The sequence below is a fragment of the Burkholderia sp. Se-20378 genome (genome assembly GCF_017104665.1).
Lineage (GTDB): Bacteria > Pseudomonadota > Gammaproteobacteria > Burkholderiales > Burkholderiaceae > Burkholderia > Burkholderia lata.
The window spans coordinates 16,756-37,859 of sequence record NZ_JAAGPG010000017.1; the positions used below are offsets into that span (position 1 = coordinate 16,756).

The window sequence follows — 21,104 nt, forward strand, 5'->3', positions numbered from 1 at the left end:
GCCATGCACTACGCAATCCACGAAGGCACCTTCGAACTGCCGGACGCGGCGCTCGACCGCACCGTCAACATCCTGATGATGAATGCCGGCCCCGGCGGCCTCAACCTCGTGATCGCTCGCGGGCGGTTGCGCGACGGGGAGAATCTCGACGCGTTCGTCGCACGCGAATGGGACGTGGCGTCGCGCGATGCCAGGATGCTGACCGAGAAAGCGCGTCGGCCGGTAACGGTGGGTTCCCGTGCGGGCGTTCAGATCGATTCCACGCTCGAGCGCGACGGCAGGCTCTGGCATCAGGTGCAGACGATGTTTCCGTCGGATGACGCCGGCCGCGTGCTGGTGATGACGTTGACCAGCGCGGCACCGCTGACCGAAGAACAGCAGGCGATCGCCGAACGCATGCTCGCCAGTTTCCAGCCGCGCGCGGCCCGGCCGTCCCTGCTCGGGCCGGGTGACGCGTCGTGAGCGCGGAGAACTTCGCGGCCGCTCGCTTCGAAGATCCGATCCAGCACACGTCACTCCTGGGTGAGCTTGTCGGCACGGTCGGATCGGTAGTCGGCGGCGCCATCGTCGGTGCGTTGGTGGCGGAGGCGATGGAGGGGCTGATCTTCGCCGGCCTCGCTGCGCTCGAGATCGGCACCGCGGGGTTGGCGACGCCGCTCGTGATTGCGATCGGCGTAGGCGTGGCGGTCGGCTCGGGCGCGCTGATGGAAGCGAGCGGCATGAACGAGGCCATCGACGATGGCGCGAAGTCGGTAGCCAATTCGCTCGTGCCGCCGGTGATCAAAGGCAAGATCGCGAGCGGGTCGGGGAACGTCTACGTCAACGACAAGCCGGCGGCGCGGGCGGCGAAGCCGGGGGATCTCGATACCGTTGCGTGTACCGATCATCCCGGGCCGCAGATGATTGCCGACGGGTCGGGGAACGTTTATATCAACGATCAACCGGCCGCGCGGGTTGGAGACAAGACGACGTGCGACGGGACGATTGCCGAAGGCTCGGACAACGTTTTCATCGGCGGTGGGACGCAGCGAGTGCGGGACGTGAAGTCGGCCACGCGGCTCGGGTGGCTGGGGGCGGCGCTTGGTATCGCGCTGGCGGTGTGCGGCCGCGGGAAGATGAGCTGGGGCGACTTCCTGAAGAGCAAGCTGCCGTGTCTTGCAGTGAATTTTGCGGCGGGCGCGTTCGGTACCTGGCTGGGCAGTCTGGCGAGGCCGTCGGCGGGGCATCCGGTTAACGTCATTACCGGCAGCAAGGTGCTCGATGGCACGGACGATACCGACTTCGTCCTGCCCGGACCGCTGCCGATCGTGTGGCAGCGTTTCTATAGCAGCCTCGATGATCGTGCCGACAGCTTGTTCGGAACGGGGTGGAGCGTGCCGATCAGCGTCGAATTGCGGCTCGCGCGTGAACATGGCGAGGTTGCGTCGATCACGTACTGGGACGAGCAGGGGCGCGACATCGTGTTTCCGTCTGTGCTGCCGGGTGAGAGCCATTTCAGCGTGCCGGAAGGCATTTACCTGCTCTGCACCGCAGGTGGCCACTATGTGGTCGAGACGGTTGATGGTGTGTATCGCGATTTCGGCCGTGCTCGTACCGATGCGGATGGCGAGACGCTCAAGCTGTGGCGCCTCGAAGATCGCAACGGTAACTGGATCGAGGTGGAGCGAGAAGCGCACGATGAGGTTGCGCGGCCCGTGCGGTTGCACGATAGCGCCGGTCGCTTGCTGACACTGTCCTACGACAAGTTGCATCCGCAACGTATTTCCGCGATCGAATTGACCCGTGGGGTCGACGGAGAACAACCCGACACGCTGGTGCGGTACGCATACAGCAACGCCGGCGAACTGGTGGCCGTTACCGATCGTAGCGGTCATATCGGGCGACGCTTTGCGTACGAGCATGGGCTGATGGTCCAGCACACGCTGCGTGGCGGCCTGCAGTGTTTTTACGAGTGGCGAGGTGTCGGTCGCGATGCGCGCGTCGTGCGCCACTGGACCAGCGACGGCGAAGCGTACACGTTCAATGCAGATCTCGCGCAACGTTCGGTGACGATTACCGACCAGATCGGTCGTGTGACACGCTGGACGTGGAACGAGGATCAGCAGCCGACGAGCCATACGGATGCCGAAGGCCACGTGTGGCAGTTGGAGTGGAACGCAAAGCGGCAGTTGGTCAGCACGACCGATCCGGCCGGGAACACGACGCGCTTCGAATACGACGAGCGCGGGCGGCAGACGCAGCGTATCGATGCGCTTGGCCAGGTCGAGCGGACCGAGTGGAACGGGTACTACGACCTGCCCGTAGCGGAAACCGATCCGGCGAATTCGCGCTGGATTTACCGTTACGACGATCTCGGCAACCTGACGATGACGCGCGATCCCGCGGGTTTTGCGACCGAGTATCACCGGGACGAGCGTGGGCTCGTGCACACGATTCGCGATGCGCGGGGTGGGTACAAGTTCCTCGGGTGGAATGGACGTGCGCAGTTGACGTCGTATACCGATTGTTCCGGCAAGGTCACGCGGTTTGCGTATGACGCACGTGGTGCGTTGGCACGTGTGACCGATGCGGCCGGGCAGTCGACCGTGTACGAAACGGATGCGATGGGTCGGGTCACGGGGATCGGGACGGCCGATGGTGCGCGTCAGGCGTTCTTTTATGACGTGGCTGGGCGTCTTATTGAGGTTGTTGATGCGAATCAGCGCAGTACACGGTATGAACTCAATCCGCGTGGGCTGCTGCTTTCGCGTACCGACGCGGCTAATCGGGTCGTGCGATTCGGGTACGACGATGCGTTTCGACTGGCGAGCTTGACCAATGAGAACCGTGAAGCCTACCGCTTCCGTTACGACGGTCGTGATTTGCTGAGTGAGGAGATCGGGCTGGACGGTATTGTTCGCGCGTACGAGTACGATGTTCGCGGACTGGGCATCGCGCTCCGAGAGGGAAAACTTCAGACTACCTTTGAGCGCGACGCGCTCGGTCGGTTGGTATCAAAGGCGTCTGGGCGTGAGCGTTGCGAATACTTGTATGACAAGGCGAGCCGCGTCGCATCTGGCGAACTGTACGCGGTCACGGCGCGTGGACCATCGCTGAAGAATCGAGTCAGTTTGAAATACGACGCGCGCGGTGACGTGCTCGAAGAATACACGCCGACTGGCTGGCTCGTTCATACGTATGACGAACTCGGCAACCGCGTTAGTACCACGATTTCAGGTGTGCGTACGATCGATTGGCTGCATTATGGTTCAGGCCACGTCCACCAGATCCGTGTCGATGGTGCGGCGATCGCCGACATCGAGCGCGACGACCTGCATCGAGAAGTGCTGCGCACGCAGGGCAGACTGACTAGTCAATTCGGGTATGACGCGGTCGGACGCCGTGCGAGAGTTGCCGCACAACGGGGTGCCCTCGCTGACACGCTGTTGAGCAAACAATGGCAGTACGATGCAGTGGGAGAGGTGATTCAGAAGCGCGATCAGCGCTACGGCACGGTCAGTTACCGCTACGATCCTACAGGCCGCATCGAGCAGGCGATGGGGCCGGGGCTGCCGTCGGAGGTGTTCCGTTGGGACGCAGCTGCGAACCTGGTGTCAAGCGATTACCCCGGTGGCTATGTCGAGCACAATCGACTGAAAATGTTTGAAGACAAGCGCTTCGAATATGACGCGTACGGGCGGCTCGCGCGCAAACTGAGCGGTCACGGACCGGCCAAAGAGCTGATACTCGAATATGACGACTGGCACCATTTGAAGACCGTCGTAACAAAAGATCGGCTTGGCGTCTCGACCACGCATTTTGAATACGATGCGTTTGGTCGCCGGATTCGAAAACTCAACGGTGGCTACGCCAGTACGGACTTCCTGTGGGATGGTATGCGGCTCGTGCAGGAGACATACCATGACAGGAGTGGCGAAGAGGCGCTCACCTACCTGTACGAGTCGAATAGCTATGTTCCGCTTGCACGGATCGATCACAGCGCACCTGCGGCGAACGACGCTGATGCACGGGACGCTGTCTACTATTTTCACAACGACGTATCAGGGTTGCCGGAGGAGTTGACCGATGTCGACGGTGAACTCGTATGGCAGGCCCGCTACAAGGTGTGGGGCAACGCAATACAGGAGGAATGGATTGCACGTGTGCCGCAGCGGCCTGCACCTGCGTGGAATGATGCGCAGGCAGCTGTACTAACGCCGACTCACGCACCACGGCCACAAAACCTGCGCTTCCAAGGACAGTATTTGGATCGAGAGACCGGCCTGCACTACAACACTTTCCGATTTTACGATCCGGACGTCGGGCGATTTATTACACATGATCCAATCGGGTTGTTCGGCGGAGAAAATCTGTATCGCTATGCAGTGAATCCGCTTATGTGGGCTGACCCATTTGGTTGGGCACCTCACTACGCCACGATGACTGTTTACGCACCCGATGGAACCACGAGGTTCACGGAAGCGCTGAAAAGTGGTGGTGCGACAGGAACTTCTTGGCCAGAGCAAATAGCATCACATACGGAGTCGAAGGGTATTATTGATCCTCGAATTCAATCGGGTGATCGGGTGGTCTTCACGGATGCAACCATGCCTCCATGTTCAGGATGTCGAGGCAACATGAACGTAGCGGCGGCATCAAAGAATCTAACGGTTGAATACCATTGGGCTGATGGCAAGGGGCAGTCTGGTTCATGGTTCACCGACGCAGACAAGGGTGCGAAGGCCGTTGCCCGAAGAAACGCAAGAAAGGGGAGTGGTTCAGGTGGATGCTCAAGGTAAGGAGCCTGTGGTGAAACTAACAATACATCCGATCGAGATCGATTTCGTATTCGATGAATTGGATACAAATGCGATCACATTCAAGTTGGAAGATGGATATTTTTCGATCCAGACTTGCGTCTATCTTGAAGACGATGAGAGATTGAATGAACCTACAATTGAGCTAAACGATCAAGGAAGCTCGCAATGCGGTGGGCTACGTCAAGTTTATTTTGCCTCTCGATCCGTTGAATTGAAGTTTCAGGAGGGTTATGATTTTCTTGATAAGTATCCGGCTGTGTTGATTTCATTTGATGAATTTATTGATGTGAAGTTGGTGAATTTTTTTGTAAATCACTTGTTTCTTGGGGATATTGTTTGTTACGAGGATGATTTCGATTCTTCGAAAAAAGTGGTGCAAACTGAAAAAAGGGATTACCTTTAATTTGTTTTAATTTTTTGTCGTGTGTGACTCGCTAAAGGTGTAAGACTCAGGATGGAATAACTCTTAAGTGCCCTTGAAGAGGTGAGTCTGGAGGTTCGTGTCAGGGATCTTTCCTTGGGAGAGTGGGTCAGATTTGATTCATCTCGGAGGCGCTAAAAAGTATTTCAAAAAAATGTAGGACTGTTCGATCAGGGAGGCGGGCTTGCGCGAAGTCAACCACGTTTGTGGGGAGGCGGGAATATTGATCGATGGAAAAAGGTGCTGGCGAATAAATTGACGCGTAAGCTACCATGAACTCGTCTTCGAAGTGGCGCCAATCGTAAGTGATTCGGATGGAATATATCCGTGGGCGTTCGAAACACTGCGTAACCTCCGGGTACCGGTGACGTCCATTGCGGTGATGCGGAGCTTGCGATGTGCTTAATCCTTGGTGATCTGATTTCTGAAAATATAAGGTCTGGATCTGAAATTGTCATTTCTGGACCTGTTTCGATTGAAGAAAATCAAGAGGCAGAGCTTCTGCTTGGAGTTAAGTTTTCGTCGTCGTATCGGGGATATTTGTCAGAGTATGGTGCCATGGAGATCGATGGGCGCTCGTTCGCTGGGCTCACGTCTAATCCCGTCGGAGATATGGGCGATGTCGTGGCATTTACACGGTACACGCGTGGAAATTATGGTTTGCCGAATCAATATGTAGCCTTGGATTTCCAGGATGGTGACGCTATTTTGTGTATTGATACGTCTCAAAAGGACGCGGATGGCGAGTCGCCTATGGCACTCATTAGTCCTGTTGACGGAAGGAAATTGGGCTCGGTGGCAGCGAAGAACTGGGGGGATTATTTGGTGAAGTATCTTTCGAGTTAATGGGGTGGAAATTGGGCTAACCAGCACGCCGCAGCCACCCCAACCCCTCACCAACCAATATTGCAAGACGACCGCGACGTCCCCGCACCGCCGGTAGCCGTGCACTTCGTCCCCGCGCCGTTGTCATAGAACGTCCGCGTTTCCGATTGCGGCACCGAAGGATCGAATGGATTCGGCGCACCATGCGGACCGCGCGGAGCATCGTACGGCCGCTGCGGCGCATACGAACCGCCACTACCAGCCGGCCGTGAGCCGTTAGCGCGCAGGTATTCATTCCAGTTCTGCTCGCGCTGTTCATACCCAGGCACTGCACGGCCAAAACTATCGCTCCCACCCGCACCAAGCGCGACGCGATTCGACGGCAATACAAAATCAGCCTCGTGCTCAACCGAAGGCGTCGGCGCCACAAGCGCATCGCCCGTCACCCTTAACGGCCGCGTATCCGGCGTATCGAACGGGCTGCGCTCCACCGGCGCTGCGTACTCCAGGCGACCATGGCCCATACGCGCCGCATGCCCGTCATCCCGAGCAGCAGCCCTACGCTCCGACCGAAACACATTGGCGCCCGCCGACCGATCGGCCAACGAATCGCGCCCGGAAGCATCGACAGCAGAAACAGAAAGCGCACACGCAATCGCGGCGGCGGTGGAGGAAAAGCGGGGGAGGTGATTCATCAGCGTTCCGAAGCAGGTGATATGCGATGAGAAAAAAACGGCAGATCACTGGCTGGCGGCTGGGCGACGGACGGGCGTCGAAGCGACCCTGAAGCGACTGCGAGGCGCGGCGTACGCGACTCACAGGAAGGCTGGCTGGATTGCAGAAGCGAATTCGTATTATTTCATGAAAATAACAACTTGCTTCCAAATGTTTAGTTTTGTATGTAAACAGAAGGAATTGCCGCCTCAAGCGAACGCCCCGAGTTGGTGCCCAGCCAAGTAATCATCAGTTGATTAATTTTCAACGATCAGACCCTTAGCAGCCCGAAAGCACGTCGCACGGAATCAACAATCGTCGAACACCACGCGCAGCAAGGCAACCAGCCAATTCAGCCCACCCCATAGCAACCCAATTGCACCCCAGGCAAACGTTCTCGCCCGGCCCAAGGTTGCGCCCCGATCGCCACCACCACCCCACAAAACCCTCCGTGTTTTCCCTCGGTCGACCGGCATTTTTGACAGACGATTTAAAAACGCCCATATAATTTCGACTGCCTTGCCAACGGCTGTCGGACCATCCCTCCGAACAAGCGATTTGGCAAGCGGGGCAGGCGAAACGCTTGCGCAATGCAAGACGCATCACGATGTCTTTCCGAACCAGACGTCCCCTTCGGGGACTGCAAGAGCCGGGCCCCGCTACGCAACATTCCGCCGGAGTTCCGTCTTCTATGTGTCTCGGGCGTGTCCCATGTCCTCGCCCCGGGTGCTGTTCGATTGCGCAAGTCATGCCGCCTTTGCCCGTATGACTAACAACATCGAGGAGCTCCTGATGACGCTGTCCCGTCTTACGTCCATTTCCGTCGCCGCCGTGCTGTTCGCCGCCGGCGCCGCCGCCGCGCAAGCGGAAACCGTGAAGATCGCCATCGCTGGTCCGATGAGCGGTTCGGTCGCCCAATACGGCGACATGGTGAAGGCCGGCGCGCTGACCGCGATCGAGCAGATCAACGCAGCGGGCGGTGCGGGCGGCAACAAGTTTGAAGTCGTGATGATGGACGACGCTTGCGAACCGAAGCAGGCCGTCGCCGTCGCCAACAAGATCGTCAGCCAGAAGATCAAGTACGTGATCGGTCACGTGTGCTCGGGTTCGACGATCCCGGCCTCGGATATCTACGAGAACGAAGGCATCGTGATGGTCACGCCGTCGGCCACCGCTCCGCAGCTGACGGAAGGCAAGAAGCGCCACTTCATCTTCCGCACGATCGGCCGTGACGACCAGCAAGGCCCGGCCGCCGCGCACTACATCATCAACAACGTGAAGCCGAAGAAGGTCGCGGTCCTGCACGACAAGCAGTCGTACGGCCAGGGCATCGCCTCGTCGGTGAAGAAGGACCTCGAAGCCGCGAAGATCCCGGTCGTCCTGTTCGAAGGCATCAACGCCGGCGATTCGGACTACTCGGCGATCATCACGAAGCTGAAGTCGCAAGGCGTCGATTTCGTCTACTTCGGCGGCTACCACCCGGAAATGGGCCTGCTGATGCGCCAGGCGCGCGAGCAGGGCGTGAAGGCAACGTTCATGGGGCCTGAAGGCGTGGGCAACAAGGACGTGACGGCAATCGCCGGCCCGGCCTCGGAAGGCATGCTCGTCACGCTGCCGGCCGACTTCTCGGCCGATCCGGCCAACGCGGCACTCGTGAAGGCGTTCGCGGACAAGAAGCGCGACCCGAACGGCCCGTTCCAGATGCCGGCGTACGCAGCGGTGAAGATCATCGCCGACTCGATCGCGGGAGCGAAGACGACCGACCCGACCAAGGTCGCCGCGTACATGCACAAGACGACGTTCGACACGCCGATCGGCAAGGTCGCGTATGACGCACAGGGCGACCTGAAGGCGTTCAAGTTCGTCGTGTACACGTGGCACAAGGACGCGACGAAGACCGCCGCCAAGTAATACGGAGTACCCGCCCGCGCACCCGCCCTGTCCGAGACCCGGACGGGGCGGGTGCGTATTGGCTGCGCATCGGCCCAGTGCGCAGCCAAGGGGCGGCCCGAGACGACACCGTGCGTTGCGCGCGGCCGAACGCCGTGATCCGGCGGCGGCATGCGACACAACGCCAACGGGAGCTTCCCGCACATGACTGACTTCTTTCCGCAATTCGCCCAGCAACTGGTCAACGGCCTGACGCTGGGTGCGATCTATGCGCTGATCGCCATCGGCTATTCGATGGTCTACGGCATCATCGGCATGATCAACTTCGCCCACGGCGAGATCTACATGATCGGCGCCTACGTGGGCCTCGTGACCCTCACTGCAATCGGCATCTCCGCCGGCTATCCGCTGCCGCTCGTGCTCGGCGCCGCACTGATCGTGTCGGTGATCGTCACCGGCCTGTACGGTTTCGCGGTCGAGCGCGTCGCGTATCGGCCGCTGCGCGGCGGCCCGCGCCTCGTGCCGCTGATCTCCGCGATCGGCATGTCGATCTTCCTGCAGAACTACGTGCAGATCGGCCAGGGCGCGCGCGACGTGTCCGTGCCCGTGCTGATCTCCGGCGCGTTCGACATCCATCTCGGTGGCGATTTCGACGTGACCATCCCGTATTCGCGCCTGATGATCGTCTGCGTGACGCTCGTGCTGATGATCGCGCTCACGCTGTTCATCTCGCATTCGCGGATGGGCCGTGCGTGCCGCGCATGCGCCGAGGACATGAAGATGGCGAACCTGCTCGGCATCGACACGAACCGCGTGATCTCGTTCACGTTCGTGCTCGGCGCGATGCTGGCCGCCGTCGGCGGCGTGCTGATCGGGCTGACGATCGGCAAGCTGAACCCGTATATCGGCTTCGTCGCGGGCATCAAGGCGTTTACCGCCGCGGTGCTCGGCGGGATCGGCAGCATCCCGGGCGCGATGCTCGGCGGCGTGCTGCTCGGCCTCGCTGAAACCTTCGCCGCAGGCTACATGCCGGCCGAGTACAAGGACGTCGTCGCGTTCGGCCTGCTCGTGCTGATCCTGCTCTTCCGCCCGACCGGCCTGCTCGGCAAGTCGGACATCGAAAAGGTTTGAGGGAGACGCAGATGAGTCAAGTCATTTCCGTTCGCCGCCCGGCCGCCGATGCATCGATCGGCCAGGCGCTGAAAAATGCCGTGGCCGCCGCGTTCCTGACGGCGATCCTCACGATTCCGGTGCTCGGCCTGCAGTTGAAGCTCGACGGCTATCAGGTCGTGCTGACGCCGCACTGGCGCCCGGTGTGGATCGCGGTCGCGGCCGTGTTCCTGTTCCAGTTGTTCAAGCCGTGGCTCGTGCGTGCGAAAGCGGCGGTGAAGCTGCCGGCGGTGCCCGCGATGGGCGCGCAGCAGCAGCGCGTGATCATCTGGGTGATGCTCGCGATCGGGTTCGTGTGGCCGTTCTTCGGCTCGCGCGGCGCGGTGGACGTCGCGACGCTCGCGCTGATCTACGTGATCCTCGGCCTCGGGCTGAACATCGTGGTCGGTTTCGCGGGGCTGCTGGATCTCGGCTATGTCGGGTTCTACGCGGTCGGCGGCTATACGTACGCGATGCTGAACCAGTACTTCGGGCTGTCGTTCTGGGAGTGCCTGCCGATCGCGGCCATCGCGGCGGCGACGTTCGGCTTCCTGCTGGGCTTCCCGGTGCTGCGCCTGCGCGGCGACTATCTCGCGATCGTGACGCTCGGCTTCGGCGAAATCATCCGCCTGCTCGCGAACAACCTGACGAGCCTCACGGGCGGCCCGGACGGCATCTCGAGCATTCCGAAACCGACGGTGTTCGGCTTCGAGATGGCGCGCAGCGCGAGCGTCGAAGGCGCGAAGACTTTCCATGAACTGATCGGGCTGGAATACAGCGGCGAGCACATGGTGATCTTCCTGTACCTGATCGCGCTGGTGCTGGTCTGCTTCACGCTGTTCGTGACGAGCCGCCTGATCCGCATGCCGATGGGCCGTGCGTGGGAAGCGCTGCGCGACGACGAGATCGCGTGCCGTTCGCTGGGCCTGAACCCGACGCGCATCAAGCTGTCGGCGTTCACCCTCGGCGCGGCGTTCGCGGGCATCGGCGGCGCGTTCTTCGCGGCGCGCCAGGGCCTCGTGAATCCTGAATCGTTCACCTTCATCGAATCGGCGCTGATCCTCGCGATCGTCGTGCTCGGCGGGATGGGCTCGCAACTCGGCGTGATTCTCGCGGCGATCCTGCTGACCGTGCTGCCGGAAGTCGCGCGCGGCTTCGCCGAGTACCGGATGCTGATCTTCGGTCTCGTGATGGTGTTGATGATGATGTGGCGTCCGCAGGGCCTGCTGCCCGCGAGCCGTCCCCACGTGGAGCTGCCGCAATGAGCGCGAATGCAGAACTGTTGAAGGTCGCCGGGCTGCAGATGCGCTTCGGCGGGTTGCTCGCGGTGGACGGCATCGATTTCGACGTGCGCCGCGATGAGGTGTTCGCGATCATCGGGCCGAACGGCGCGGGCAAGACCACGGTGTTCAACTGCGTCGGCGGCTTCTACAAGCCGACGGGCGGCGACGTCGTGCTCGACGGCCACGCGATCGCCGGGCTGCCGAGCCACAAGATCGCGTTGAAGGGCCTGGTGCGCACGTTCCAGAACATCCGCCTGTTCAAGTCGCTGACCGTCGTTGAGAACCTGCTCGTCGCACAGCACCGCAAGGTGAAGGCGGGGTTGCTGCACGGCCTGTTCGCGACGCCCGCGTATCGTCACGCGGAGAAGGAGGCGCTCGAACGCGCGGCCGTGTGGCTCGACCGGATGGGGCTGACGGCGGTGGCCAACCGCCAGGCCGGCACGCTGTCGTACGGGCACCAGCGGCGTCTGGAGATCGCGCGCTGCATGATCACCGAGCCGCGCCTGCTGATGCTCGACGAGCCGGCGGCCGGCCTCAACCCGCAGGAGAAGATCGAGCTGCAGCACCTGATCGACAAGCTGCGCCGCGAGTTCGGCGTATCGGTGCTGCTGATCGAACACGACATGAGCCTCGTGATGGGCGTATCGGATCGCATCCTCGTGATGGAGCACGGCCGGCCGATCGTGATCGGCACGCCGGAAGCGGTCCGCAACGACCCGCGCGTGATCAAGGCGTATCTGGGGGAAGAGTGATGCTGAAGCTGGAACAGGTCCATACGCACTACGGCGCGGTCGAGGCGCTCGCGGGCGTGTCGATCGAGGTGAACAAGGGCGAGATCGTCACGCTGATCGGCAGCAACGGCGCCGGCAAGACGACGCTGATGATGACCGTGTGCGGCACGCCGCGCGCCTCGTCGGGCCGCGTGCTGTTCGAGGGCAAGGACATCACCGCGATGTCGACGCACCAGATCATGCGGCAGGGGATGGCGATCTCGCCGGAAGGGCGGCGCGTGTTCCCGAGCCTGACGGTGCTCGAGAACCTGAAGATGGGCGGCTTCTTCGCGAGCCGTCACGAGATCGACGACGGCATCGAGCACGTGTTCAAGCTGTTTCCGCGCCTGAAGGAACGCGCGGCGCAGCGGGCCGGCACGATGTCGGGCGGCGAGCAGCAGATGCTGGCGATCGGCCGCGCGCTGATGAGCAAGCCGCGCCTGCTGCTGCTCGACGAGCCGACGCTCGGCCTCGCGCCGCTCGTGATCGCGCAGATCTTCGACATCATCCGCACGATCCGCGACGAAGGCGTCACGGTGTTCCTCGTCGAGCAGAACGCGAACAAGGCGCTCGGTGTGGCCGATCGCGGCTACGTGCTCGAAACGGGGCGCGTGGTGCTCGCCGATACGGGCGCGAACCTGCTCGCGAACGACCGCATCAAGCAGGCGTACCTCGGCGGTTGATGCCGAAAGCCGCCGGCCTGCAACGGGCCGGCGGCGCTTCTGTTTTGCTTTCTCTTGCAAGGCCGGTTCCCGGCCTTGTCTTCACAGTCCGATCCTGAACGTGCTTTTCAGTACGTCGCGCAGATGCAGCGCGGCGCGATTGCTGTCGTCCGTCAGGATGGTGATCAGGTGCGGCGGGAGATCGGGCAGCACGATCCCGGCGACGTGGCTCGTCAGGTTGCCGGATACGCGATCGTGTTCGATGAGGCCGACCGCGAGGCCGTTGGCGATACATGCCTCGACCGCCGGCGAGCTGGCGCTTTCGAGCAGCATCCGGTGCGCGATCTTCGCCTTCCTCAGCGCGTTCAGCGCGGTGTCGCGGTACGGGCAGCCCTGCAATTGCACGGCGATCGGCAGCGGCGCATCGGGATTGAACTTGAAGGTCCGCGCGGCGACCCACACCGGATGGGTCTTGCTGAGCAGCTCGCCGTGCGGCGGCACTTTCTGCACCACGGCGATCGTGATGTCCAGCTGGCCGCGCGAGAACAGCGACTGCAGTTCTTCGCTGGAGCGCGCTTCGACGGTCAGCTCGAGCAGCGGCCGGTCGGCGGCGAAGCGCGGCAGGAATTCCGCCATGAAGTGTGCGGCGTACGAATCGGGGATGCCGAGCCGCAACTTGCCGGTCAGTATCTGCGGCGACAGCGATTCGACGAGCCGGTCGTGGCTCAGCAGAAACTCGGTGGTGTCGCTGAGCAGCTTGTGGCCGTACTGCGTGAGTTCGACGGCCTGGTTGTTCCGCGTAAACAAGCGCTGCGCAACCATTTCCTCGAGCTTCTGAATCTGCGCCGTGACCGACGACGGGCTGCGATTCACATGAGCGGCCGCATCCTTGAAGCGGCCGAGCTTCGCGACGGCGTGGAAGGTACGCAGCAGGTCGACGTCCAGGGTGCGCGGCATGATTTGGTTTTTCCGAATCAGTGATTCAGGTAATGTCGATTGACGGAATTATTGGGCATCCCATATTCTCGGTCAACAGGCAGACAACGGCAGGCAGCCGGCCGGGCGTTGCACGTATCCGGGGAACGATTCATGTCGATCAACGATTTCGTTGTAGATGCATTGGTGCGGGACAGGAAGCTGAAGGCCGAGTCGGTATGGACGGTCGAGAATCACGAAAAATATTCGACGCTCAGGCACGGCGACGATGACGCGAGGAGAAGGGAAGCAGGGCGCGAGGTGTTTTCGCTGATGCGGAACCTGAACGAGCTGGGCGTGCGGAGCCCCGCGCTGTGCGCGGACCGCGACGGCAACGGTTCGTTGCGCGAAGCGATCGGCAAGTTGAGCGAGCGGCTCGCGACGTTGTCGCGCGGCCGCGATGTGCATTACATCGAGCTCGGGCCGGAGCCGGTCAAGACGACCGAACTCGTGAAGGCCGTCAGCGGTGGCGGCCCGGACCATCTGCGCTACACGGCCGTCGACATCAACGAGTCGTCGGAAGACGCGATGCGGCACGCGATCATGCCGTTCCTGAAAACGCCCGGCTGTTTCAACTACATCGCCGACGATTACCGGAACGTGCAATGGAACCACATCGACGTGGGCCAGGACGTGACGTTCATCACGATGCTCGGGTTCCAGGAGGGCAATGAATTGCCGGTGACGATCGGCCGGCTCATCCGCAATCTCGGCGGCAAGTCGACCTACGTCGTGTCGGAGATGCAGTTGCTGGTCGAGGGGCGCGAAGAGCCCATCTACAACTTCTACCAGAACGAGAACATGGTGCGGTTCTCCGAAGTCGTCAGCCGGCAGCAGGGCTTCGAGCCGCTCGGCAAGCACCATGTGTCGATCGTCCGGCTCAATCTGCTCGGCGACCAGTTCCATGTGGCGGTCACGCTGCAACCCGTTTCGAAAGCGGGGGCCGACGGGCATCTGATCACCAACGTCTGCCTGAAATACACGCCTGAGCAATTCCGCCACGTCCGCCATAGCCACGCCAATTGCCGCGTGATCGACGAGCTGCACAGCGGCGACGGCAGCGTCGTGTACCAGATCGCCCAGTTCAAGGGCTGAATGCCGCAACCACGACAGCGAGGCACGCGATGAACAAGGGAAATGCATTGCCGGTGTTTGCGCGAGGCTTCGATCGGGTGAGGCTCGCGCTGCAGACGTCGCTGTCCGGCGGCGCGAACGTCGACAGCACGCTGGATGCCGTGACGGAACCGATGCGCTGGAGCAGCGTCTGCCTGCGCGATGGCTATGAAGTGCGATACCGGCGCAACCTTGACGATCTCGGCTATCGCGATGTGCCGATGCGCGGCACGCGCTCGGATGCGCTCAATGCGGTGTGCCATCTTCGCGGATTGTTTTCCGACGAAGCGGTTCATGCGTTGCGCGAGATCGGCCGCGCGCTGGAGCGCAGCGCGTCGAGCAGCAACTGGATCATCTCGAAGCGCGTGCGTGCGGTGACGGAGCGCTCGCGGTTCATCGACGACATGATGCACGACCGCGCGTTCCTGCTGAGGATGTCGCGTCTGGCCGGTGTGCCGCTGATTCCGTATCCGATGGTCAATGCGCGGTCGCAGTTCAACTACTACTACCCGATGGACCAGCGCGACGGCAAGGAGCAGCTGGGCATGTGGCACACCGACGGCACCAGCTTCGTGCTGAACATCGTGCTGTCGGATCGATCCGACTACGAGGGCGGAAACTTTCTGTTCTACGAATCGACTGCCGAGACGTTCGACCGCCACGATCGCGAGCGCCGGCATGTGAAGACCGCGAATCTGGACACGGCGGGCGACGCGCTGCTCATCTACGGCAGCAAGCTGTTCCATGGCGTCGAACCGGTCGAGTCGGGGCGGCGCATGTCGCTGGTGCTGTCGTTTCATTGCCCGTATACGCGGGAGGACGACAACGGGTTCTGGCATCTCGCGTCCGACGACGGCATCCCGCGCACGATCGTCAACTGGCTGGCGCTGCAGCGCGCGCTCCGGGACGACGCCGAACTGCAGTACCTCCGCCTCGGGCTCGAACCGATTCGCCCCGAGGATCTGGAAGACCAGCGCCTGTCCCCGGCAACTTACTGAGAGCCGTCGCCCCATGCAGCTATTCCTGCTCCAGCTCGTTTTCGTGTTGTCGTGGAGTTCCGGCTTCATCGGCGCCAAGCTCGGCGCGGAGACGGCCGGGGCGTTCAACCTGCTGTTCTGGCGGTTCCTGCTCGTCACGCTGTGTCTGGCGATCGTCCTCAACCGGCAGCTCGGGCGCCTGACGTGGGAGAAGCTTCGCTATCACGCGGTGATCGGCTTCCTGTCGCAGTTTCTCTACCTGACCTGCGTGTATATCGCGATTCAGCATGGCCTGCCGCCGGGCATCGCCGCGATCGTCGCCGCGTTGCAGCCGCTCATCACCGCGGCGATGACGTCGCTCGAAGGCAGCGAGCGCAGCGGGGCGCGGCAGTGGGCCGGGCTCGTCGTCGGGTTCGTCGGCGTGGGCATCGTGATCGGCGGGCAATATGCGCTGCCGGCCGGGTCGGTCGGGCTCGTCATGTACCTGCTGCCGCTGGTGTCCGCGCTGGGGCTGTCGATCGCGACGATCTATCAGCGGCGCCGCGCGCTGACGGCCGCGCGCAGCAACGAGGACGGATTGTTCCTGCCGCTGTTCGTGCAGGGCTGCGTGAGCCTCGTGCTGTTCGCGGCGTGCGGGATCGCCACGGGCAACCTGCATGTGCCGACCCAGCCGAACGTGTGGGTCTCCGTCGTGTGGCTGACGGTGTTCTCGACCTTCGTCGCCTACCTGTCGTTGTGGGCGCTGCTCAAGCGCATGCCCGCGACGCGCGTGGCGACCCTCGTCTATCTCGAGCCGCCCGTGACGCTGATGTGGGCCGCGTGGATGTTCGGCGACCGGATCGAGGTGACGACCTATCTCGGCATCGTGGTCGTCGCGATTGGCGTGTGGCTGGCCGGCAAGCACGTGGAGCGGCCCGCGCGGGCGCGGCGGGCGAACATGGAGGCGGCCGGCCGCTGACGCACTGGTCGCGCGCGCGGTTCCGGTGTAGCGTCGCGGTACTGTCATGCCCCGCGAAGGAACCCGATGAAAGTCAAACGGATCGTCGCCAATGTCGACACCCGATCAGTCGACGACGCAAAGCGCTTCTACCAACGGATCTTTGGCCTTGACCTGCTGATGGATCACGGCTGGATCGCGACCTACGGCAACGCCGAGCAGATGGACGTGCAGATCAGCTTCGCATCGGAGGGTGGGGCGGGCACGCCGACGCCCGATCTGTCGATCGAGGTCGACGACGTCGATGAAGCGCTCGCACGCGTGCAGGCGGCCGGGATTCCGGTCGAATACGGCCCGGCGGACGAGCCGTGGGGCGTGCGGCGGTTCTATGTGCGCGATCCGTTCGGCAAGCTCGTCAACGTGCTGGCGCATCGCTGATTCCGGCGTGCATCGTGGTGGGCTGCGTCGTGACCGGCAACGCCTGGGCATGGCGGACGGCGTGCCGATCGCAGTCAATGTGTAGCCAGATCGGCTTCGAGCCTAGCCAAATGTGCTGCATCCGGGCAAACCGTCCGAATCGATACAAAACCGGCAACGCGGGCGGTATCTTGTAGTCGAACGCGCTGCGTCAGGCATGCAACGCGCGCCCCTTCACCGCCTTTCCTACGGCCGTCTCCGGCCCGTGCAACGCCAGCCCGACGAAGTCGGGATTCTCCGCACCGCCTGCCCGAAACACGTCGCGGTCGGCCACACGGCGGCATCCTGTCGATCCTTCGTCCCGCCCCATGATAAGATCGCGCGCTTTCTGCGCCGGCACCGTCTGCACGACGGCCGCGGGCGGTCAACGAACCCGCGAGGATGGCATGTCCCAGATCATCGTCGAAGGCCTGGCGAAGACCTACCGCATCGCCGAGCGGCAACCCGGCATGCTCGGCCTGTTGCGCCGCCGCTGGCGTGAAGTCGAAGCGCTCAAGGACGTCAGCTTCAGCCTGCAGCGCGGCGAACTGCTCGGTTTCATCGGCCCTAACGGAGCCGGCAAGTCGACCACCATCAAGATCCTGTCCGGCATCCTGCGGCCGACCGCCGGCAAGGTGATCATCGACGGCCGCGTGCCGTTCGACGACCGCATCGCGCACGTCGCGCGCATCGGCGCGGTGTTCGGGCAACGCAGCCAGTTGTGGTGGGATCTGCCCGTCATCGACGGCTTCGACCTGCTGCGCGACATCTATCGCGTCGATCCCGGCGCGTACCGGCGGACACGCGACGCGCTCGTCGCGATGCTGCGCCTCGACAGCCTGCTCCACCAGCCGGTACGCCAGTTGTCGCTCGGGCAACGGATGCGTGCCGAAATTGCCGCGGCGCTGCTGCATGAGCCGCCGATCCTGTTTCTCGACGAACCGACCATCGGCCTCGATGCGCCGTCGAAGCTCGCGGTGCGCGAATTCGTCAAGACGCTGAATCGCGAGCGCGGTGTGACTGTGTTGCTGACGACGCACGACATGCACGACATCGAGGCGCTCGCGGAGCGCGTGATCGTGATCGGGCACGGCCGCGTGCTGGCCGACCAGACGTTCGACGCGCTGCGCGCCGGCGTGCTGTCCGACCGCCGCATCCTGGTCGATTTCGCCAACGAAGCACCGGCACTCGACATCGCCGGGACGCAGTTGCTGCGACGCGAGGGGCGCACGGTCGAGCTCGCGTTCGATCCGGGCGTCATCGGTGCGCCCGCGCTCGTCGCGCGCATCGCGGCCGAGCATGCGGTCGAGGATATCCGTGTCGAGCAGCCGGCGATCGAGGAGGTCATCGCGCGCTTCTATCGCCTGCACGGCGCGACGGAAGCGTAAGCCGATGGACGCCCTGCGCCCGTACGCCGCGGCCTTTTCGGCACGCTTCAAGACCCTGCTCCAGTATCGCGCGGCCGCCCTCGCGGGCTTCACCACGCAATGCTGGTGGGGGGCGCTCAAGGTGATGATCTACGCGGCGTTCTATCGTCACGCCACGCACGCGCACGCGCACGCGTCGATGACGCTCGAACAGGTGACGACCTACACATGGATCGCGCAGGCGATGTTCGCGCTGCTGCCGTGGGCCGGCGACCCCGACGTCGCGGCGGCGGTGCGGACTGGCGCGGTCAGCTATGACCGGCTGCGCCCGGTCGATACCTACACGTGGTGGTACGTGCGGGCGATGGCGTGGATGAGCGCGCGGGCGTTGCCGCGCGTCGTGCTGATGTTCGTCGCGGCGGCGATCGCGCTGCCGCTTGCCGGTTTCGGCGAATGGGCCTGGCAGCCGCCGGCGGATGCCGCGCGGGCCGTGCTGTTCGTCGTGTCCGTGTTGCTGATGATCGGGCTCGCCGCCGCCTTCGTGATGCTGCTCAACCTGTGCATCGCCGCGACGCTGACCGATCGCGGGATCAACACGCTCGCGCCCGCGTTCGTGATCCTGTTCTCGGGCAACCTGATTCCGCTCGGCCTGTTTCCGGACTGGCTGCAGCCGCTGCTGATCGCCCAGCCGTTCGCGGGGATGCTCGACATCCCGTCGCGGATCTATATCGGCACGCTGAGCGGGGGCGCCGCCTGGGCCGGGCTCGCGCTGCAGGCGTTCTGGATCGCCGCCTTCGTCACGCTGGGGCGCATCGCGCTGCACCGCGTGATGTCGCGGCTTCACGTGCAGGGAGGCTGAGCCGATGAATGCCGCTCGCCTGCTGTCCCGCTACTTCGCGACCTCGATCCGCGCCCAGCTCCAGTATCCGGCGTCGAGCCTGATGCTCTGCGCTGGCACGTTCCTGACGACCATCATCGAGCTGGCCGGCATCTGGGCGCTGTTCGACCGCTTCGGCAACGTGCAGGGCTGGCGTTTCGGCGACATCTGCATGTTCTTCGGGATGGTCAGCGTCAGCTTCGCGATCGCCGATTTCATCAGCCGCGGGTTCGACGTGTTCGGCAGCGATTTCATCCGGACCGGCGATTTCGACCGCCTGCTGCTGCGCCCGCGCACGGCCACGCTGCAACTGATCGGCCATGACTTCCGGTTGCGCGTGATCGGGCGGTTGCTGCAGGGCATCGTCGTGCTGGTCGTCGCGACGCGCGCGCTCGATTTCGACTGGAACGCCACGTCGATCGCGCTGGCCGTGTGGACGATCGCCGGCGGCGTCGCGCTGTTCTTCGGGCTGATGGTGCTGCAGGCAACGCTCGCGTTCTGGACCGTCGAAAGCCTGGAAATCGTCAATGTCGTCACGTATGGCGGCGTGCAGGCCGCGCAGTTTCCGATCAGCCTCTATGCGGGCTGGCTCCGCCATTTCCTGACGTTCGTCGTGCCGATCGCGTGCATCGCGTATTTCCCGGTGCTGGCGATCCTCGGCAAGCCCGACCCGCTCGGCGCGCCGAGCTGGTTCCTGCCGCTCGCGCCGGCGGTCGCGTTCGTGTTCCTGGGCGCGTGCTTCGTCGCGTGGCGGTTCGGCGTGCGCAAATATACGTCGACGGGGACCTGAGCGACGCGCCCTGCCTGTTCGTCTCGCGCAACGGGCTCGGGCGCCGGCGCGTGTCGATCGATCCGGGAATCCGGAAACACGGGGCGCAGGTCGCGGGGCAGGGCGTGCGGATGCGCATCATGTTTCGTTCGTCGCCGCCTGTTCGTCGCGTGCATATTGCGCGGGCGGCCGGCCGACGTGGCGCGTGAACGCGACGCTGAAAGTGCTCGCCGAACTGTAGCCCACGCGCCCCGCGATCTCGGCGATGCGGCCCTCGTTGCGGCGGAGCAGATCCTTCGCGAGCGCCATGCGCCACGTCAACAGGTATTCCATCGGCGCGAGGCCGACCGCGCGGCTGAAGCGTTCGAAAAAGGTCGAGCGCGACAGCGCGGCCTCTTTCGCCAGCTCGACGATCGTCCACGGATGCGCGGGGCGTTCGTGCATGCGGCGGATCGCGGCGGCCAGCCGGCTGTCGGCGAGCCCGCGCACGAGGCCGGGCGACGCGTTCGTGCCGGACGTGAAGCGCAGCGCCTCGATCAGCAGCACTTCCAGCAGGTGCGCCAGCACGATGTCGCGCGCGGGGCGCTGGGCCCGCGATTCGTCGCGCACGAGTTGCACGAGCGTGGTCAGTCGCGGTTCGCCGCGTACGTGCACGAATCGGGGCAAGAGCGAAATCAGCAGCGATGCGTCTGACGAACCGAAGGTGCAGTTGCCGGCCATCATCCGCGTGTCGACCGGGTTGGCGGGATCGCCGATCCGGAATTCGCCGGGGTCGAGTTCGACCGGCGGGGCGGTTTCGACCCCGGGCGGTGGTGGTTCGAGGCTGGACATCGCGACGCCGTACACCGCCGGAATCAGCATGAAATCGCCGGGCAGCAGTTCGATCGGCGCATGCCCGTCGATCGCGATCCGGCACCCGCCGTCGAGGATCGCGCAATAGAACGGCTCGCCCGCGACCGTGCGGCTGATCGACCACGGGCTCGCGCCGCGAATGTATTTGGCGTGCCGCGCACCCGGTTGCAGCAGCGTCACGACTTCGGTCAACGGGTCGATCATCGCCGGACTCTCGCAAATGAAAATCGGATTTTCGATTGTAGCGAATACGGATCCGGCCATCTAT

The 21,104-nt window shown here is 63.2% G+C and carries 19 protein-coding genes; 16 read left to right on the forward strand and 3 right to left on the reverse strand.

All coding sequences use genetic code 11. The features are described 5' to 3' along the window. Positions 1-3: 3 nt before the first annotated feature. The 4 genes from G3N93_RS04350 (at position 4) to G3N93_RS04365 (ending at position 6,066) form a co-directional block, all read left to right on the forward strand. Positions 4-462 (forward strand): DcrB-related protein, encoded by a 459-nt coding sequence (locus G3N93_RS04350; protein ID WP_206132348.1) that lies wholly within the window; start codon positions 4-6, stop codon positions 460-462. After that, positions 459-4,778 carry an RHS repeat-associated core domain-containing protein gene (locus tag G3N93_RS04355; protein WP_206132349.1) on the forward strand — a complete coding sequence of 1,440 codons (4,320 nt, stop codon included), beginning with the start codon at positions 459-461 and terminating at the stop codon, positions 4,776-4,778. Before G3N93_RS04350 ends, G3N93_RS04355 begins: the two co-directional genes overlap by 4 nt. After that, positions 4,753-5,202: a hypothetical protein gene (locus G3N93_RS04360; protein ID WP_206132350.1), complete on the forward strand. Its 450-nt coding sequence runs from the start codon at positions 4,753-4,755 to the stop codon at positions 5,200-5,202. Before G3N93_RS04355 ends, G3N93_RS04360 begins: the two co-directional genes overlap by 26 nt. Before the next feature lie 414 nt (positions 5,203-5,616). Next, the gene (locus G3N93_RS04365) at positions 5,617-6,066 is read left to right on the forward strand and encodes an SMI1/KNR4 family protein (protein ID WP_206132351.1); all 450 of its coding nucleotides are present in this window, start codon (positions 5,617-5,619) and stop codon (positions 6,064-6,066) included. Positions 6,067-6,113: 47 nt separating this feature from the next. On the opposite strand, the gene G3N93_RS04370 is transcribed toward G3N93_RS04365, so the two are convergent. Next, positions 6,114-6,740 carry a hypothetical protein gene (locus G3N93_RS04370; protein WP_206132352.1) on the reverse strand — a complete coding sequence of 209 codons (627 nt, stop codon included), beginning with the start codon at positions 6,738-6,740 and terminating at the stop codon, positions 6,114-6,116. A gap of 811 nt (positions 6,741-7,551) precedes the next feature. Between G3N93_RS04370 and G3N93_RS04375 the strand changes: the two genes are divergently transcribed. The 5 genes from G3N93_RS04375 to G3N93_RS04395 all read left to right on the forward strand — a co-directional run bounded on the left by G3N93_RS04375 (position 7,552) and on the right by G3N93_RS04395 (position 12,534). After that, on the forward strand, positions 7,552-8,670 hold the full coding sequence (locus G3N93_RS04375; RefSeq protein ID WP_006480712.1) for a branched-chain amino acid ABC transporter substrate-binding protein: 1,119 nt from the start codon (positions 7,552-7,554) through the stop codon (positions 8,668-8,670). Positions 8,671-8,853: 183 nt separating this feature from the next. After that, positions 8,854-9,780: a high-affinity branched-chain amino acid ABC transporter permease LivH gene (gene livH / locus G3N93_RS04380; RefSeq protein WP_041493199.1), complete on the forward strand. Its 927-nt coding sequence runs from the start codon at positions 8,854-8,856 to the stop codon at positions 9,778-9,780. 11 nt (positions 9,781-9,791) lie between these two features. Beyond that, on the forward strand, positions 9,792-11,063 hold the full coding sequence (locus G3N93_RS04385) for a high-affinity branched-chain amino acid ABC transporter permease LivM (RefSeq protein WP_011354261.1): 1,272 nt from the start codon (positions 9,792-9,794) through the stop codon (positions 11,061-11,063). Further along, positions 11,060-11,833, forward strand: a complete 774-nt coding sequence (gene livG, locus G3N93_RS04390) for a high-affinity branched-chain amino acid ABC transporter ATP-binding protein LivG (protein ID WP_174936649.1) — start codon at positions 11,060-11,062, stop codon at positions 11,831-11,833. Before G3N93_RS04385 ends, livG begins: the two co-directional genes overlap by 4 nt. Next, on the forward strand, positions 11,833-12,534 hold the full coding sequence (locus G3N93_RS04395; protein ID WP_011354263.1) for an ABC transporter ATP-binding protein: 702 nt from the start codon (positions 11,833-11,835) through the stop codon (positions 12,532-12,534). The genes livG and G3N93_RS04395 overlap by 1 nt, the downstream gene beginning before the upstream one ends. A gap of 81 nt (positions 12,535-12,615) precedes the next feature. Here the strand turns inward: G3N93_RS04395 and G3N93_RS04400 are convergent, their stop codons facing one another. Further along, positions 12,616-13,470 (reverse strand): LysR substrate-binding domain-containing protein, encoded by an 855-nt coding sequence (locus tag G3N93_RS04400; RefSeq protein ID WP_174936652.1) that lies wholly within the window; start codon positions 13,468-13,470, stop codon positions 12,616-12,618. 132 nt (positions 13,471-13,602) lie between these two features. On the opposite strand from G3N93_RS04400, the gene G3N93_RS04405 reads away from it, so the two are divergent. The 7 genes from G3N93_RS04405 to G3N93_RS04435 all read left to right on the forward strand — a co-directional run bounded on the left by G3N93_RS04405 (position 13,603) and on the right by G3N93_RS04435 (position 20,005). After that, the gene (locus tag G3N93_RS04405) at positions 13,603-14,583 is read left to right on the forward strand and encodes a hypothetical protein (protein ID WP_206132353.1); all 981 of its coding nucleotides are present in this window, start codon (positions 13,603-13,605) and stop codon (positions 14,581-14,583) included. Positions 14,584-14,612: 29 nt separating this feature from the next. After that, on the forward strand, positions 14,613-15,599 hold the full coding sequence (locus G3N93_RS04410) for a 2OG-Fe(II) oxygenase (protein WP_206132354.1): 987 nt from the start codon (positions 14,613-14,615) through the stop codon (positions 15,597-15,599). Positions 15,600-15,612: 13 nt separating this feature from the next. After that, positions 15,613-16,536: a DMT family transporter gene (locus G3N93_RS04415; RefSeq protein ID WP_174939030.1), complete on the forward strand. Its 924-nt coding sequence runs from the start codon at positions 15,613-15,615 to the stop codon at positions 16,534-16,536. A gap of 66 nt (positions 16,537-16,602) precedes the next feature. Next, complete coding sequence (locus G3N93_RS04420) at positions 16,603-16,953, forward strand: VOC family protein (protein WP_174939031.1); 351 nt, start codon at positions 16,603-16,605, stop codon at positions 16,951-16,953. A 425-nt stretch (positions 16,954-17,378) separates the two neighbouring features. Continuing rightward, a complete protein-coding gene (locus tag G3N93_RS04425; RefSeq protein WP_206132355.1) occupies positions 17,379-18,359 on the forward strand; it encodes an ATP-binding cassette domain-containing protein in 981 nt (326 codons plus the stop codon). A 4-nt stretch (positions 18,360-18,363) separates the two neighbouring features. Further along, positions 18,364-19,197, forward strand: coding sequence for an ABC-2 family transporter protein (locus G3N93_RS04430; protein WP_206121772.1), 834 nt, complete (start codon positions 18,364-18,366; stop codon positions 19,195-19,197). Between the two features lie 4 nt (positions 19,198-19,201). Beyond that, entirely contained in the window at positions 19,202-20,005 is an 804-nt protein-coding gene (locus G3N93_RS04435) for an ABC transporter permease (protein WP_174936669.1), read from the forward strand. Positions 20,006-20,122: 117 nt separating this feature from the next. On the opposite strand, the gene G3N93_RS04440 is transcribed toward G3N93_RS04435, so the two are convergent. Next, positions 20,123-21,100, reverse strand: coding sequence for an AraC family transcriptional regulator (locus G3N93_RS04440; RefSeq protein ID WP_174939034.1), 978 nt, complete (start codon positions 21,098-21,100; stop codon positions 20,123-20,125). Positions 21,101-21,104 lie beyond the last annotated feature (4 nt).